The organism is Gemmobacter caeruleus, from assembly GCF_008271655.1.
Taxonomy (GTDB): domain Bacteria; phylum Pseudomonadota; class Alphaproteobacteria; order Rhodobacterales; family Rhodobacteraceae; genus Gemmobacter; species Gemmobacter caeruleus.
The window spans coordinates 1-14893 of the sequence record NZ_VKKX01000044.1; the positions used below are offsets into that span (position 1 = coordinate 1).

Genomic DNA, 14893 nt, shown 5'->3' on the forward strand with positions numbered 1-14893 from the left:
CTGCTTGAGCCAATCGGGAACATCCCGCCCGCAGAAGCAGAGGACAATTTCTACGCAGCTCTGGAAACTGAAGCCATGGCCGCGTAACTAAGATCAATCAGCCTCCGGCAAACCCGGCGCGGTTCAGATCGAGCCTATCCGCCTGCGTCTCCTGCGCCGCTTCGATCCGGCGCAGGGCCTCGTCATAGGCTGTCTTTGCTGCGTCGCTCATCCCGGACCCATGCAACCCCTGGGGGTAACGTCGCCCTGGGGCGTGGGGGCGTCAAGGGGGTGTCAGCGCAGTTTCAGGCGGTAGCGCACATGGCCGTCATAGGGGGTGTAGCTGTCATAAAGCGCGCGGGCGCGGCTGTTGTCTTCGTCGGTGTGCCAATAGAGCCGGTGCCAGCCCCTTGCGGTGGCCAGCGCGCGCAGATCGTCGATCAGGGCGCGGCCCACGCCCATGCCCCGGGCGGCCTCGCTGACGAACAGATCTTCCAGATAGCAATCCTCGCCCGCGACCCAGGTCGAGCAATGCGCGTGATGCAGCGCGAAGCCCAGCATCCGCGTGCCGTCAAAGGCCAGCCGGCCGGTCAGCGGGCTTGCGGGATCCATCAGCCGCGCCCAGGTGCGGGCCGTCACCTCGGGCGCCAAATCCACCTCGTAAAAGGCCAGATAATCGGCCCAGAGGCCGCGCCAGTCGGCCTCATCCCCCGGCTCTGCGTCGCGGATCGTCAGGCTCATGTCAGTTGGGCCAGCAGGCGGGCCCAGCTGCGGATGCCCTTGTGGAAACATTCGACATCGTATTTTTCGTTCGGGCTGTGGATCTGGTCATCGTCGCGGCCAAAGCCCAGCAGCATCGCATCCATGCCGAGATGGGTCTTGAAATAGCCCGCGATCGGGATCGACCCGCCGCAGCCGACATAGGCGGCGGGGCGCCCCCATTCGGCGGCCAGGGCGGCGCGGGCGGCCTCGAAGGCCGGGTGGGTAATCTGCATCACCCCGGCGGGCGAGGCGCCATGTTCGGCAAAGCTCACGCTGCAATCGGCGGGCACCTGCGCGCGCACCCAGTCGCGGAACGCGATGCGCAGGGCCTCGGGGTCTTGCTGGCCGACGAGGCGGAAGCTGACCTTGGCGCGGGCCTCGCCCGGCAGGACGGTCTTGAACCCGTCGCCGGCATAGCCGCCGGAAATGCCGTTCACCTCGGCCGTGGGGCGCGACCAGATCATTTCCAGCGGCGTGCGATCCTGTTCGCCGGCCGGGATCGAGAGGCCCACATCGCCCAGGAATTTCGCATGGTCGAAGGCAAGGTTCTGCCACTGCGCGCGGATCGCGTCTGGCAGTTCGGTCACGCCGTCATAAAAGCCCGGCACCTGCACGCGGCCGGTTTCGTCATGCAGACCGGCGAGGATTTTCGACAGGACATGGATCGGGTTGCGCGCCAGCCCGCCGAACATGCCCGAATGCAGATCCTTGTTCGCGGCGCGGATCACGATTTCCTCGCCCAGCAGGCCGCGCAGCATGGTGACGATGGCGGGCGCCGTATCCTGAAACAGGCCCGTGTCGCAGATCAGCGCCACATCGGCCTTCAGCTCGGCCGCATGGGCCTGAAGAAACGGGATGAGCGAGGGCGAACCCGATTCCTCCTCGCCCTCGAGCAGGATGGTCAGGCGGCAGGGCAGGGTGCCATGCACCGCCTTCCAGGCCCGCAGCGCCTCCAGAAAGGTCATGAGCTGGCCCTTGTCGTCCGAGGCGCCGCGTGCGCGGATCACCGGGCCGCGCGGGCCGTCCTGCACCTGCGGGTCAAAGGGATCGCGGTCCCACAGATCCAGCGGATCCACGGGCTGCACGTCGTAATGGCCGTAAAACAGCAGATGCGGCCCGCCCGCGCCAGCTACGGGGCCGCCCTGCGCCACCACCATCGGATGCCCGGGCGTTTCATGGGCGCGGGCGGTGAAGCCCAGCCCCTCCAGATCGGCGACCAGCCAGTCGGCGGCGCGGGCGCAATCGGGCTTGAAGGCCGGATCGGTGGAGATCGAGGGGATGCGCAGCAGATCGAAAAGCCGGTCCAGTGCGGCGGGTTGATCCTGGTCGATGCGGGCCAGCACGGCGTCAAGGGACATGGGGCATTTCTCCGGCGATATCTGTCGGGGGCGAGCCTAGCAGCCCGCGCCCCGGTGTCCAGTGCGGTGCGGGTCTTCGCATTGGCGGCGAAACCGGCTAGAAGGCCGGGGATGATGCAAGGGGGGCGCCGATGATCCGCGCAACGCTCGTTCTTTTGGTGCTGGCTGCGGCGCTGCCGGCCTCGGCGCAAGAGGTGCTGCGCGGCAAGGCGGCGCAGCGGCTGATGTTCAAGCCCGAAGGGTCGCGGCTGGAGATCGTGGCCAAGGGCGGGCTGTCCGAGGCCAATCTGTCGGCGTTGTCGATGGTGGGCAAGGATCAGCCCTATTACGGTGCCATCGCGATTTCCCCCGATGAGGGGCTGATGGTCGATGCCACGGTCGCCGCGGTGAATTATCACGGCACCGAGGCGGCGGAGGCCGCGGCGCTGAAGGGCTGCGAGGCCGCGCGCAAGGGCAAGGCGGCCTGTCTGGTGATCGGCCTGATCCGCCCTGACGGATGGGAGCCGCGCGCCCTGCAATTGTCGCAAGACGCGACAAGGGCGCTGCGCGGCGATTACAAGGCCCCCGGCGCATTGGCGATTTCGGCCACGACCGGGCATTTCGGTCTGGGTGCCGATGCGGGCGCGGCGGTCGCGGCCTGCGAGGCGGGCGCGAAGCCCGGCGATTGCCGCGTGGTCGTACAGGACTGACGCGGATTTCTGCCGGCACGGACCAAAGTCCGGGGTGGCAAAATGCCCTGTTTGCGATACAGGATTTGACCAATATCAAGGCGCGGGGGCCAGCCCGGCCTTAACAGCTAACCCAGCCCGGCGCCGCAAGGCTTGCGGCCCGCCAGCAAGGGAGACGGAAGATGGACTACGACAAGGCACTCGATACCGCGATCCAGCGGCTGCATGACGAGGGGCGCTATCGCACCTTCATCGACATCGAGCGCAAGCGCGGCCAGTTCCCCCATGCGGTCTGGCGCAAGCCCGACGGGTCGGAAAAGGATATCACCGTCTGGTGCGGCAACGATTATCTGGGCATGGGCCAGCACCCCGCCGTTCTGGCCGCGATGCACGAGGCCCTGGATGCGACCGGCGCCGGTTCGGGCGGCACGCGCAACATTTCCGGCACCACCGTCTATCACAAGCGGCTGGAGGCCGAGATCGCCGATCTGCACGGCAAAGAGGCCGCGCTGGTGTTTTCCAGCGCCTATGTTGCCAATGACGCCACGCTTTCGACGCTGCCCAAGCTGTTTCCGGGCCTGATCATCTATTCCGACGCGCTCAACCATGCCTCGATGATCGAAGGGGTGCGCCGCAATGGCGGGGCCAAGCGCATCTTCCGGCACAATGATGTCGCGCATCTGCGCGAGCTGATCGCGGCCGACGATCCGGCGGCGCCCAAGCTGATCGCCTTCGAATCGATCTATTCGATGGATGGCGATTTCGGCCCGATCCGCGAGATCTGCGATCTGGCCGAGGAAGTCGGCGCGCTGACCTATCTGGATGAGGTGCATGCCGTGGGCATGTATGGCCCGCGCGGTGCCGGTGTGGCGGAACGTGACGGCCAGATGGCCCGGGTGGACATCATCAACGCGACGCTGGGCAAGGCCTTTGGCGTGTTCGGCGGCTATGTGGCGGCCAGCGCCAAGATGGTCGACGCGATCCGCTCCTACGCGCCGGGCTTCATCTTCACCACCTCGTTGCCGCCGGTCGTGGCGGCGGGGGCCGCGGCCTCCATCGCGTTCCTCAAGACGGCCGAGGGGCAGAAACTGCGCGACCTGCAACAATCCCATGCCCGCACGCTCAAGCTGCGGCTGCGCGGGATGGGGCTGCCGATCATCGACCACGGGTCGCATATCGTGCCGGTGCATGTCGGCAATCCGGTGCATTGCAAGATGCTGTCGGACATGCTGCTGGAACATTTCGGCGTCTATGTGCAGCCGATCAACTTCCCCACCGTGCCGCGTGGCACGGAGCGCCTGCGCTTTACCCCGTCGCCCGTGCATGATCCGAAGCAGATTGATGCCCTGGTGCGCGCCATGGATACGCTCTGGGGGCAATGTGCGCTGAATCGTGCCGAACTGTCGGCCTGAATCCCGCAGTTGGTGTAAATGCCGCTTGCCCTATGCTACGCTTAGCGCAATGAGACCAAAGTTGAGTCGTCACGCAAGGCGACTCGGGTAAACAGCCAAAGACTAGGCAGGACGGGACAGGGCGGATGATCTGGCGGAGGAGCACCCCTTCGACGGGCGAGACTGACAAACCCAAGGGCTTCGATGATTTCGAGCTGCGTCTCGGCGACGTGATGCGCGGCGAGAGGGCCACCCTTGGCAAGTCTCTCCTCGATGTGCAGCGCGAGCTGAAGATCAAGGCGACCTATATCGCCGCGATCGAGAATTGCGATCTGGCAGCCTTTGAAAGTCAGAGCTTCGTGGCCGGCTATGTGCGGTCCTATGCCCGCTATCTGGGCATGGACCCGGATGCCGCCTTCAAGCGGTTCTGTGCAGAGGCGAATTTCGAGGTGGCGCATGGCATGTCTGCCGCCGCCGCCCCCGCCAATATCGCCGCCGCCCGCGCGCGCGCCAATAGCGGCGCCGAATTCCGCGATCCGCTGGCCAATCCGAATGCGCTGTTCGTGCCGCGCAGCGAAGGCTGGCTCAGCCGGGTGGAACCGGGCGCCGTCGGGTCGCTGCTGGTGCTGACCGCGCTGATCGGCGCGCTTGGCTATGGCGGCTGGTCGGTCCTGCGCGAGGTGCAGCGCGTGCAACTGGCCCCGGTGGACGAGGCGCCCGTGGTGGTGGCCGAGGTCGATCCGCTGGCCAATGTGCAACCCATCGCCCCGGTGGAGCGGGTGGAGCCGGAGGCGCAGCAGCTTGCCGCCAATGACCCCGCGCCGCAACCGGGCAGCCCGGAACTGATCAATCGGCTGCGCCGCCCCGAAGCGCTGGACGTTCCGGTCTTCGTGTCGCGCGATGGCCCGATTGCCGCCATCGACCCGCGCCAGACCGGCACCTATGCCGGGCAGGGTGGCGCGACGCAGGCCGCCCCGGCGACCGTGGCCGAGGCGGACGGCATGGCCGCGCCGCTGGACGATCAGGTGCGCGTCGTGGCCGAGGCCAAGCCGGGGGTCGAGGTTCTGGCCGTGCGCCCGTCCTGGGTTCGGGTTTCGGCGGCCGACGGCTCGGTCCTGTTCGAGAAAATCCTCGATGCCGGCGAACGCTATACCGTGCCCGCGCTGGAACAGGCGGCGACGCTGCGGTCGGGCAATTCCGGTTCGGTCTATTTTCTGGTGAACGGCCAGGCCTATGGCCCCGCCGCGCCCGGGCCGCAGGTGGTCAAGAACATCGCGCTGACCGAAGACGCCCTGACGCAGAAATATGCGGTGGCCAAGCTGGATGATGACGCCGATCTGGCGCGCATCGTCAATGTGGCCGAGGTCGTGCCGCAGCCGGATCAGCCGCTGCAATGATCCCTGCGAAGTGATGCGAAACGGCCCCGGCGGCATTGCCCCGGGGCCGTTTCGCTTTTATCTATCGCGGCGAAGCTGGCGAAAGGCCCCGATCATGTCGCACAATCCCATCCGTCCCTGGCGCAATATCGAACGGCGCAAATCGCGCCAGATCCGCGTGGGCAAGGTGCTGGTGGGGGGTGATGCGCCGATCTCGGTGCAGACCATGACGAACACCATCACCTCGGATGTGAAGGCGACGCTGGAACAGGTGCAGCGCTGCGCGGTGGCCGGTGCCGATATCGTGCGGATCTCGACGCCCGACGAAGACAGCACCCGCGCGCTGCGCGAGATCGTGGCCGAAAGCCCGGTGCCGATCGTGGCCGACATCCATTTCCACTATAAACGCGCGATCGAGGCCGCCGAGGCCGGAGCCGCCTGCCTGCGCATCAACCCCGGCAATATCGGTGACGCCAAGCGCGTGGCCGAGGTGGTGCGCGCGGCCAAGGACCATGGCTGTTCCATCCGTATCGGGGTGAATGCCGGGTCGCTGGAAAAGCACCTGCTGGACAAATATGCCGAACCCTGCCCCGAGGCGATGGTGGAAAGCGGGCTCGATCATATCAAGTTGTTGCAGGACAACGATTTTCACGAATTCAAGATCAGCGTGAAGGCGTCAGATGTCTTTCTGGCCGCCGCCGCCTATCAGCAACTGGCCGAGGTGACCGACGCCCCGATCCATCTGGGCATCACCGAGGCCGGCGGCCTGATGTCGGGCACGGTGAAATCCGCCATCGGGCTGGGGAACCTGCTGTGGTCGGGCATCGGCGACACGATCCGGGTCAGCCTCTCGGCCGATCCGGTGGAGGAGGTGAAGGTCGGGTTCGAGATCCTCAAATCGCTGGGCCTGCGCCATCGCGGCGTCACCATCATCTCGTGCCCCTCCTGCGCGCGGCAGGGGTTCGACGTGATCAAGACCGTCTCGGCACTGGAGGACCGTCTGGCCCATGTGACCACCAGCCTCAGCCTGTCGATCATCGGTTGCGTGGTGAACGGGCCGGGCGAGGCGCTGATGACCGATATCGGCTTTACCGGCGGCGGGGCGGGGGCGGGCATGGTCTATCTGGCGGGCAAGCAAAGCCACAAGATGACCAATGACCAGATGATCGACCATATCGTCGGGCTGGTCGAAGACCGCGCCGCGCAGATCGAGGCGGCCAAGGCGGCAGAATGACCGGAACCTTTTCGCGGGCGGCGGGTTGATGCTGCAACAGGCGCCGTGCCCCGGACGGGTTGCCGCGCCGCCCAACGAAAAGGAAAATCCATGCGCAAGCACATGCTTTTTGCCGCTTCGGCGGCCGGTCTTTTCATGGCCTCGGCGGCTTCGGCCGAAGTCGCTTTCACCGCGGGCACCGATCTGAACCTGCGCTCTGGCCCCGGCGGCAATTACGAGGTGCTGGGGGTCATCCCGGCGGCGCAGCCGGTGATGATCGATGGCTGTCTGGCCGAGTCCAACTGGTGCCAGGTCAATTATGACGGCAAGACGGGCTGGGCTGCGTCGGATTACCTGACCGTTGCGGGCGTGCCGGCCGCTGATGCCGGCGTCGTGGTGCTGTCGCAGCGCCCCGCCGATGTGGAGGTCAAGACTGTGACCTATACCGATGCCTCGGACCAGGCGGCGTCGGCGGCGGCCGGGGCGGCGGCGGGGGCGACGGCTGGCGCCATGCTGGGCGGCCCGCCCGGTGCGATGATCGGCCTCATTCTGGGCAATGCGACCGGCGCCGCCGTGGCAGAGCCCACGACCGAGGTGGTGACCTATGTCGAACAGAACCCGGTGGAGCCGATGCTGCTGGACGGCGAGATCGTGGTCGGTGCCGGCATCCCGGCCGAGGTGACCCTGGCCCCGGTGCCGGAGAGCGAGTTCTCGTATCTCTATCTGAACGGTCAGCCGGTCATTGTGTCGAATACCGACCGGACCATCGTGAAGATCATCCGCTAAGGTGTTGATGTTGAATATGAAAAGGCCGCGCGACAGCGCGGCCTTTTTGCATGGGGCGCGGTGGTTCAGCCGTCCTTGCGCTGTTCGGCGACGATCTGTTTCATGCCCTCCAGCGGGACATAGCCGCGGAGCATGGTGTCCTGCACCACAAAGCTGGGCGTGCCGTTGATCTGCATCGTGGTGCCAAGCGCGTGGTTGGCGTCGATCACGGCGGCGACTTCGGGGCTGTCCATCTTGGCGGTGATCGCCGCGGCATCGAGCCCGAGTTCGGTCGCAAGCGCCGACAGGCTTTCGGCGGTCGCGTCACCGCGCAGCGTGATCAGCGCGTCATGCGCCTTTTTATAGGCCTCGTCCCCGGCCACCATCCGCGTCGCGATGGCGAATTTCGACGAGATCACCGATTGTTCGCCGAGAATCGGGAACTCCTTGACGACAAAGCGGATATTGCCGTCCTGGCTGACCAGATCCTCGACCTCTTGCCAGGCCTTGCGGCAATAGCCGCAGCGGTAATCGAGGAATTCGACCACGGTGATGTCGCCCTGCGGATTGCCCCCGACCCAATCGTCGGGATGGGAGAACAGCGCCTCCTTGTTCGCGGCGACCAGTTGCAGGTCGGTTTCGGCCGCCGCCTGTTGCTGGCGCTGTTCCAGCACGTTCAGCGCCTCCAGCAGCACTTCGGGATTTTCCAGCAGATAGGCCTTCACTTCGGCCCGAAAGGCGGCGCGTTCGGCCTCGGACATCGCGGTCAGGTCGCCTGCCACCGCAGGCAGGGCAAGGCCGAGCGCGACGGTCGCGGCGGCGAAAACGGGGCGGATCATCGGGTTCTCCCATCAGACGGCGGGCGGGCGGCCAGACAGCCCCGGGCCGCCTTGACGCGCGCAGCCCGCCGGGCCAGTGTCGGCGCGACTTTAAGGGGGCTTACATGCAGGTTTCAAGTCGGTCTCTGGTTGATCCCTTCATCGTGATGGACGTGATGGAGCAGGCGCGCGCGCTGGAATCGGCCGGGCGCAGCATCATTCATATGGAGGTGGGCCAGCCGGGCACACCCGCGCCGCAGGGCGCGTTGACGGCACTGGCGGCGCAGATGCAGGCCGGGCCGCTGGGCTATACGGTGGCGCTTGGCCTGCCGGAACTGCGGGCGGGGATCGCCGCGCTTTATCGCCGCTGGTATGGCGTCGATCTGAACCCGGAACGGGTGGTGGTCACGGCGGGGTCATCGGCGGCTTTCCTGCTGGCCTTCACCGCGCTCTTCGACGCGGGCGACCGCGTGGGGCTGGGCGAGCCGGGCTATCCCAGCTATCGCCAGATCCTCAAGGCGCTCAGCCTTGAGGCCGTGGGCCTGCCGGCGGCGCCGCAAAACCGGCTGCAACCCGTGCCGGCCGATCTGGCGGGGCAGGATCTGCAAGGGCTGATCGTGGCCAGCCCCGGCAACCCCTCGGGCACCATGCTGGGCCACGAGGCGCTGGCGGCGCTGATCGGCCATTGCGCCGAACGCGGCATCAAGTTCGTCTCGGACGAGATCTATCACGGGCTGCATTACGGCGACCGCGCGGTCAGCGCGCTGGAAATCAGCGACGATGTCTATGTGATCAACAGTTTCTCAAAATATTTCAGCATGACGGGCTGGCGTATCGGCTGGATGGTGGTGCCCGAGGATCATGTCCGCGTGGTCGAACGGCTGGCGCAGAACATGTTCATCTGCCCGCCCCATGCAAGCCAGATCGCCGCGCTGGCCGCGCTCGATTGCATCGACGAGCTGGAGGCCAACCGCGCCGTCTATGCCGAAAACCGCCGCCTGATGCTGGAGGGGCTACCGCGCGCGGGGTTCGACCGGATCGCGCCGCCGGACGGAGCCTTTTACATCTATGCCGATGTGTCGGGCCTCACCGACAATTCACTGGCTTTCGCGGCCGAGCTTCTGGAACATGCGGGTGTGGCGGTGACGCCGGGGCTTGATTTCGATCCGCGGCGCGGGGTGCAGACCCTGCGGTTTTCCTATGCGCGGGCGACGGCCGACATCGCCGAGGGGCTGCGGCGGTTGCAGGATTACATGGCGCGGCGCCGGGGATGAGGGGCGCGCGCGGAACGGAAAGGGCGGGCGCGATGCGCGCGGGGCAAGGGCTGCTGGCGCTGCTGCTGGCGATCTGGGCGATGGTGCTGCCGGCGGTGGCGCAGGATCTAACGGCGCTGGCGCGGCTGTTGCCCGAGGCGAGCCGGATCGAGGGCGATGCCGGCGGGATCACGCTGTCGCTGGGGCTCAGCCAGCCGGTGCCGTGGCGGGCGCGGCTGATGGACGATCCGCCCCGTCTGGTCATGGATTTCCGCGAGGTGGATTGGCAGGGTCTCGACAAGGTGCCGCAGACCGGGCCGCAGGGCCTGCGCGCGGGCACGCTGCGGCCGGGCTGGTCGCGGCTGGTGGCGCTGTTGCCGGGGCCGATGAAGATCGCCTCGGCGGGCATGGCGACCGAGGGGCGGACCCAGGTGACCGTCGATCTGGCGCCGACCTCTGCCGAGGATTTCGCCGCGCGTGCCGCCGCGCCGGAATCGCCCGACTGGGCGCTGCCGCGCCCCGCCGACCTGCCCAAGGCCGAGCCGCGCCATGACGGCACGCTGGTCGTGGTGCTGGATCCCGGCCATGGCGGCATCGACCCGGGGGCGGAGCGTGACGGGGTCAAGGAGGCCGATCTGGTGCTGGCCTTTGCGCGCGAGTTGAAGGATCTGATGATGCGCGACGGCGATACGGTCGTGGTGCTGACCCGCGACGAGGATGCCTTCGTGCCGCTGGAAACCCGTATCTCGGTCAGCCGGGCGGCGGGGGCGGATGTGTTCCTGTCGCTGCATGCCGATGCGATTGCCGAGGGCGAGGCCGTGGGTGCCACGGTCTATACGCTGTCGGATGCCGCCTCGGACGAGGCGGGGCGCACGCTGGCCGAGCGGCATGACCGGGCCGACCTGCTGGCGGGCGTCGATCTGACCGAACAGGATGACATGGTGGCGCGGGTGCTGATGGACATGGCCCGCACCGAGACCGCGCCGCGGGTCGAGCGGCTGGCCGAGGCGCTGGTGCAGGCGATCCGGGGGGCGGATCTGCGCATGCATCGCCACCCGCATCAGGAGGCGGGGTTTTCGGTGCTGAAATCGCCCGATATCCCCTCGGCGCTGCTGGAACTGGGCTTTCTGTCGTCGGAGCGCGATCTGAAGCGGTTGCAGGATCCGGCCTGGCGGGCGGCAATGGCGGGCGCGGTGCGGCTGGGGCTGCGGGCCTGGGCCAAGGATGAGGCCGCGCGGGCAGGGGTGCAATAGGCCCCGCCTGCGGCGCGGGAGGACGGGCGCCGGAGGGGTTTTGCACCCCTCCGGACCTCCCCGCAGGATATTTTAGAACAGATGAAAGGGGCAGGCGGGAAGGTGCCCAAAAGGGCCATTTTCCCCCGGCCTTGTGTTTTGACCTTGATGCCCTTTGCGCCTATATGGGGGCATTCAGGCGCAGGGTAGCGGCGGGAGTGCGGGCGTGACGCGGTTCATCGGGTCCTTTATCGGGGCCATCTTCACCTTTCTGACGCTCGGGCTGTTGTTCGGGGCGCTGTCCATCGGGGCGGTGTTCTGGATGTATTCGCGCGATCTGCCCAGCTATGAGAGCCTGAACCAGTACAAGCCGCCGATCATCAGCCGCATCTATGACGGCGAGGGGCGGATGATCGACGAATTCGCCGAGGAGCGGCGGCTTTTCGTGTCGATCGAGGATATTCCCGATGTGGTGAAGCAATCCTTCATCAGCGCGGAAGACAAGAATTTCTATACCCACAAGGGTTTTGACGTGCTGGGCATGGCCTCGGCCGCCAAGGATGCGCTGACCGGATCGCGGCTGCGCGGCGCCTCGACCATTCCGCAGCAGGTGGCGAAGAATTTCCTGCTTTCGGGCGACCGCACGGCCGAGCGCAAGATCAAGGAACTGATCCTTTCGACCCGGCTGGTCGATGCGCTGCCCAAGGACCGGATTCTGGAACTCTATCTGAACGAGATCTATCTGGGGCAGAACAGCTATGGCGTGGCGGCGGCGGCGCTGACCTATTTCAACAAGTCGCTGTCGGAACTGACGCCGAACGAGGCGGCGACGCTGGCCTCGATGCCGCGCGAGCCGGCGCGGTCGCATCCGGTGCGCGACCATGACAAGGTGATGACCCGTCGCAATGCCGTGCTGCGCGAGATGCGCGACAATGGCTATATCAGCGATGCGACCTATCAGTCGGAAATCGCGCAGCCGCTGAAATCGGTGCAGAACGGCGATTATCCGGCTTTCCGCACCACGCTGCCGCCGCGCAACTATTTCACCGACGAGATCCGGCGCCAGCTTTCGGGGAATTTCGGCCAGAAGGAGTTTTTCTCGGCCGGTTTCGCCATTCGCGCGACGGTGGACCCCGATCTTCAGGCCGCCGCCGCCAAGGCGCTGCGGCAGGGGCTGGAGAAATATGACCGCGGGCAGGGCGTGTGGCGGGGCACCGGCAAGCGGATCGAGGTGGGCGCGCTTGGATCCGAGGCGGCCTGGCGCGAGGCGCTGGCCAAGACCGAGGTGCCGCGCGACATCGAGGGCTGGCATCCGGCGGTGGTGCTGAGCCTGGGCGACAGTGCGGCGCGGATCGGCATCGAGGGGGTGGACGAAGACGCGGACGGCCATTTCATCCCGGCCGAGGACGTGCAATGGGCGCGCAAGCGGCTGGCCGATGGCAAGCTGGGCAAGAAGGCCCGTGTGGCCGCCGACCTGCTGGAGCCGGGCGACGTGGTGCTGGTGCGCGCCATGACCAAGGATGAGGATGGCAGTTTCCTGCGCTGGACGCTGCGTCAGGTGCCCGAGGTGCAGGGCGCCTTCATGGCGATGGATGTGAATTCGGGCCGCGTGCTGGCGATGCAGGGCGGCTATTCCTATCAGGCCTCGGAACTGAACCGCGCCAGCCAGGCGATGCGCCAGCCGGGTTCGAGCTTCAAGCCGCTGGTCTATGCGGCGGCGCTGGACAGCGGCTTTGCCCCCAATACGATCGTGGTCGATGCGCCGATCGAGGTGAACACGCCGCAGGGCCTGTGGCGGCCCAAGAACGCCTCGAACAAGTTCTATGGCCCGACGCCGCTGCGCACCGGGATCGAGCAGAGCCGGAACCTGATGACCATCCGCGTGGCGCAGGAAATCGGCATGGAGACCGTGGCGGGCTATGCCGAACGCTTTGGCATCTATGATCGGATGAACCCGTTCCTGTCCAACGCGCTTGGCGCGCAGGAAACCACGCTGCTCAAGATGGTGACCGCCTATGCGATGCTGGCCAATGGTGGCGAGCGGGTGGAGCCTACCCTGGTGGACCGGGTGCAGGATCGTTATGGCAAGACCGTCTACAAGCATGATCCGCGCCAATGCGCCGATTGCGCGGCGCCGATCCTGCGGGCGGGCGAGGCGCCCAAGATCACCTCGACGCGCGAACGGGTGATCGACCCGATCACCGCCTATCAGATCACCTCGATGATGCAGGGGGTGGTGCAGCGCGGCACGGCGCGCGGGATCAACCTGCCGGTGCCGGTGGCGGGCAAGACCGGCACGACCAATGACGCCAAGGATGTGTGGTTCATCGGCTTTACCTCCAACATCGCGGCGGGCTGCTATATCGGCTATGACAACCCGCGCACCCTGGGCGGCAAGGCCTCGGGCGGCGGGCTGTGCGGGCCGGTGTTCGAGAGCTTCATGCGCACGGCGATCAAGAAATATGGGGGCGCGAAATTCGCGGTGCCGCCGGGTGGCTATTTCGTCAAGATCGACCGTTTCAGCGGCGCGCGCCTGCCCGACAGCGCACAGGGTGACAATGTGATTTCGGAATATTTCCGCGAGGGCGACGATCCTTCGGGCGGCGGCATCTTCGTCGATGGCGGCTTTGCCATGGGCGAGAACCTGCCCTTGTTCGCCGTGGGCGAAACCGATGGCGGGGCGGCGCAGATCACCACCTCGACCGGGCAGACCCGGATCATCCCCAAGAAGAAGGCCGATTTCGGCACGCTGTCCTCGGGCGGTCTTTACTGACCGCCCGGCGCCGGCGGGCCGATGGCTTGCCCCGCGTCGCGGCTGCTTGTATGAAGCCGCGCTAGAGCCCCAAGATCGACGGAAGAACCGATATGCGCGCCGAAACCCAGACCCAGGCCGAGGCCATCCGCAAATCGCTGGCGCTTTTGGCGCAGCGCATGGATTACGAGACTGCTCCGCACCGGCTGGAGGAGTTCAACGCCATGATCGAGGATCCGAACCTGTGGAACGACCCCGCCAAGGCGCAAAAGCTGATGCGGGAGCGGCAGATGCTGATGGATGCGCTTGGCACCTTCCGTCTGATCGAGAGCGGCTTGCGCGACAATCTGGAGCTGATCGAGCTCGGCGAGATGGAGGGCGATGCCGAGATCGTCGCCGAGGCCGAGGCCGGGATCAAGGCGCTGGTCGCCACCGCGCGGGAGAAAGAGCTGGAGGCGCTGCTGGATGGCGAGGCCGACGGCAATGACACCTTCCTGGAAATCAACGCGGGTGCCGGCGGCACCGAAAGCTGCGACTGGGCCAGCATGCTGGCGCGGATGTATACTCGCTGGGCCGAAAAGAAGGGCTACAAGGTCGAATTGCAGTCGATCTCCGAGGGGGAGGAGGCCGGGATCAAGTCGGTCGCCTACAAGATCAGCGGGCCGAACGCCTATGGCTGGCTGAAATCGGAATCGGGCGTGCATCGGCTGGTGCGGATTTCGCCCTATGACAGCGCGGCGCGGCGGCATACGTCGTTTTCGTCGGTCTGGGTCTATCCGGTGGTCGATGACAATATCGAGATCGAGGTTCTGCCGCACGAGATCCGCATCGACACCTATCGGTCCTCGGGCGCGGGCGGGCAGCACGTCAACACCACCGACTCGGCCGTGCGGATCACCCACCTGGCCACCAATATCGTGGTGACCAGTTCGGAAAAATCGCAGCACCAGAACCGCGACATTGCCATGAAGGCGCTGAAATCGCGGCTTTATCAGATGGAGCTGGACAAGCGCAACGCCGCGATCAACGCCGCGCATGAGGCCAAGGGCGATGCCGGCTGGGGCAACCAGATCCGTTCCTATGTGCTGCAACCCTATCAGATGGTGAAGGATCTGCGCACCGGGGTCGAAACCTCGGATACGCAGGGCGTGCTGGATGGCGATCTGGATCGCTTCATGCAGGCGACGCTGGCGATGGATGTGGCCGGCAAGAGCCGCGCCGAGGCGACCGCCGAAGACTGATCCGTTCAACGGACCGGCGCGGGTACTTTCCGCGCATCCCGCAGCGGGCCGGTGCCCGACCTGCGCCGCATGACATGCAATGCAG

The 14893-nt window shown here is 66.4% G+C and carries 12 protein-coding genes; 9 read left to right on the plus strand and 3 right to left on the minus strand.

All coding sequences use genetic code 11. The features are described from left to right. Window positions 1–273 precede the first annotated feature (273 nt). On the minus strand, window positions 274–720 hold the full coding sequence (locus FOA17_RS13465; RefSeq protein WP_149142027.1) for a GNAT family N-acetyltransferase: 447 nt from the start codon (window positions 718–720) through the stop codon (window positions 274–276). Next, window positions 717–2099 (minus strand): M20/M25/M40 family metallo-hydrolase, encoded by a 1383-nt coding sequence (locus tag FOA17_RS13470; RefSeq protein ID WP_149142028.1) that lies wholly within the window; start codon window positions 2097–2099, stop codon window positions 717–719. The genes FOA17_RS13465 and FOA17_RS13470 overlap by 4 nt, the downstream gene beginning before the upstream one ends. Window positions 2100–2230: 131 nt before the next feature. Between FOA17_RS13470 and FOA17_RS13475 the strand changes: the two genes are divergently transcribed. The 5 genes from FOA17_RS13475 (at window position 2231) to FOA17_RS13495 (ending at window position 7533) form a co-directional block, all read left to right on the plus strand. Continuing rightward, on the plus strand, window positions 2231–2788 hold the full coding sequence (locus tag FOA17_RS13475; RefSeq protein WP_149142029.1) for a DUF4189 domain-containing protein: 558 nt from the start codon (window positions 2231–2233) through the stop codon (window positions 2786–2788). 161 nt (window positions 2789–2949) lie between these two features. Continuing rightward, complete coding sequence (gene hemA / locus FOA17_RS13480) at window positions 2950–4179, plus strand: 5-aminolevulinate synthase (RefSeq protein ID WP_149142030.1); 1230 nt, start codon at window positions 2950–2952, stop codon at window positions 4177–4179. A gap of 125 nt (window positions 4180–4304) precedes the next feature. Beyond that, complete coding sequence (locus tag FOA17_RS13485; RefSeq protein ID WP_149142031.1) at window positions 4305–5555, plus strand: helix-turn-helix domain-containing protein; 1251 nt, start codon at window positions 4305–4307, stop codon at window positions 5553–5555. Window positions 5556–5649: 94 nt separating this feature from the next. Continuing rightward, window positions 5650–6768, plus strand: a complete 1119-nt coding sequence (gene ispG / locus FOA17_RS13490) for a flavodoxin-dependent (E)-4-hydroxy-3-methylbut-2-enyl-diphosphate synthase (protein WP_149142032.1) — start codon at window positions 5650–5652, stop codon at window positions 6766–6768. 90 nt (window positions 6769–6858) lie between these two features. Further along, window positions 6859–7533 carry a DUF1236 domain-containing protein gene (locus tag FOA17_RS13495; protein WP_149142033.1) on the plus strand — a complete coding sequence of 225 codons (675 nt, stop codon included), beginning with the start codon at window positions 6859–6861 and terminating at the stop codon, window positions 7531–7533. A gap of 65 nt (window positions 7534–7598) precedes the next feature. Here the strand turns inward: FOA17_RS13495 and FOA17_RS13500 are convergent, their stop codons facing one another. Continuing rightward, entirely contained in the window at window positions 7599–8351 is a 753-nt protein-coding gene (locus FOA17_RS13500; protein ID WP_149142034.1) for a DsbA family protein, read from the minus strand. Window positions 8352–8455: 104 nt separating this feature from the next. Between FOA17_RS13500 and FOA17_RS13505 the strand changes: the two genes are divergently transcribed. The 4 genes from FOA17_RS13505 to prfB all read left to right on the plus strand — a co-directional run bounded on the left by FOA17_RS13505 (window position 8456) and on the right by prfB (window position 14808). After that, window positions 8456–9604, plus strand: a complete 1149-nt coding sequence (locus FOA17_RS13505; protein ID WP_149142035.1) for a pyridoxal phosphate-dependent aminotransferase — start codon at window positions 8456–8458, stop codon at window positions 9602–9604. Beyond that, window positions 9601–10836, plus strand: a complete 1236-nt coding sequence (locus FOA17_RS13510) for an N-acetylmuramoyl-L-alanine amidase (RefSeq protein WP_420841714.1) — start codon at window positions 9601–9603, stop codon at window positions 10834–10836. Before FOA17_RS13505 ends, FOA17_RS13510 begins: the two co-directional genes overlap by 4 nt. 205 nt (window positions 10837–11041) lie before the next feature. Further along, on the plus strand, window positions 11042–13588 hold the full coding sequence (locus tag FOA17_RS13515; protein ID WP_149142037.1) for a penicillin-binding protein 1A: 2547 nt from the start codon (window positions 11042–11044) through the stop codon (window positions 13586–13588). A 92-nt stretch (window positions 13589–13680) separates the two neighbouring features. Beyond that, on the plus strand, window positions 13681–14808 hold the full coding sequence (gene prfB / locus FOA17_RS13520) for a peptide chain release factor 2 (RefSeq protein ID WP_149142038.1): 1128 nt from the start codon (window positions 13681–13683) through the stop codon (window positions 14806–14808). Window positions 14809–14893: the final 85 nt, after the last annotated feature.

Excerpts from the sequence above, each read along its gene's own strand:
- FOA17_RS13495 (WP_149142033.1), top strand. The coding sequence starts at position 6,859 with ATGCGCAAGCACATGCTTTTTGCCGCTTCGGCGGCCGGTCTTTTCATG.
- FOA17_RS13485 (WP_149142031.1), top strand. The coding sequence starts at position 4,305 with ATGATCTGGCGGAGGAGCACCCCTTCGACGGGCGAGACTGACAAACCC.
- FOA17_RS13465 (WP_149142027.1), bottom strand. The coding sequence starts at position 720 with ATGAGCCTGACGATCCGCGACGCAGAGCCGGGGGATGAGGCCGACTGG.
- ispG (WP_149142032.1), top strand. The coding sequence starts at position 5,650 with ATGTCGCACAATCCCATCCGTCCCTGGCGCAATATCGAACGGCGCAAA.
- hemA (WP_149142030.1), top strand. The coding sequence starts at position 2,950 with ATGGACTACGACAAGGCACTCGATACCGCGATCCAGCGGCTGCATGAC.
- FOA17_RS13475 (WP_149142029.1), top strand. The coding sequence starts at position 2,231 with ATGATCCGCGCAACGCTCGTTCTTTTGGTGCTGGCTGCGGCGCTGCCG.
- FOA17_RS13510 (WP_420841714.1), top strand. The coding sequence starts at position 9,601 with ATGAGGGGCGCGCGCGGAACGGAAAGGGCGGGCGCGATGCGCGCGGGG.
- prfB (WP_149142038.1), top strand. The coding sequence starts at position 13,681 with ATGCGCGCCGAAACCCAGACCCAGGCCGAGGCCATCCGCAAATCGCTG.
- FOA17_RS13505 (WP_149142035.1), top strand. The coding sequence starts at position 8,456 with ATGCAGGTTTCAAGTCGGTCTCTGGTTGATCCCTTCATCGTGATGGAC.
- FOA17_RS13500 (WP_149142034.1), bottom strand. The coding sequence starts at position 8,351 with ATGATCCGCCCCGTTTTCGCCGCCGCGACCGTCGCGCTCGGCCTTGCC.
- FOA17_RS13470 (WP_149142028.1), bottom strand. The coding sequence starts at position 2,099 with ATGTCCCTTGACGCCGTGCTGGCCCGCATCGACCAGGATCAACCCGCC.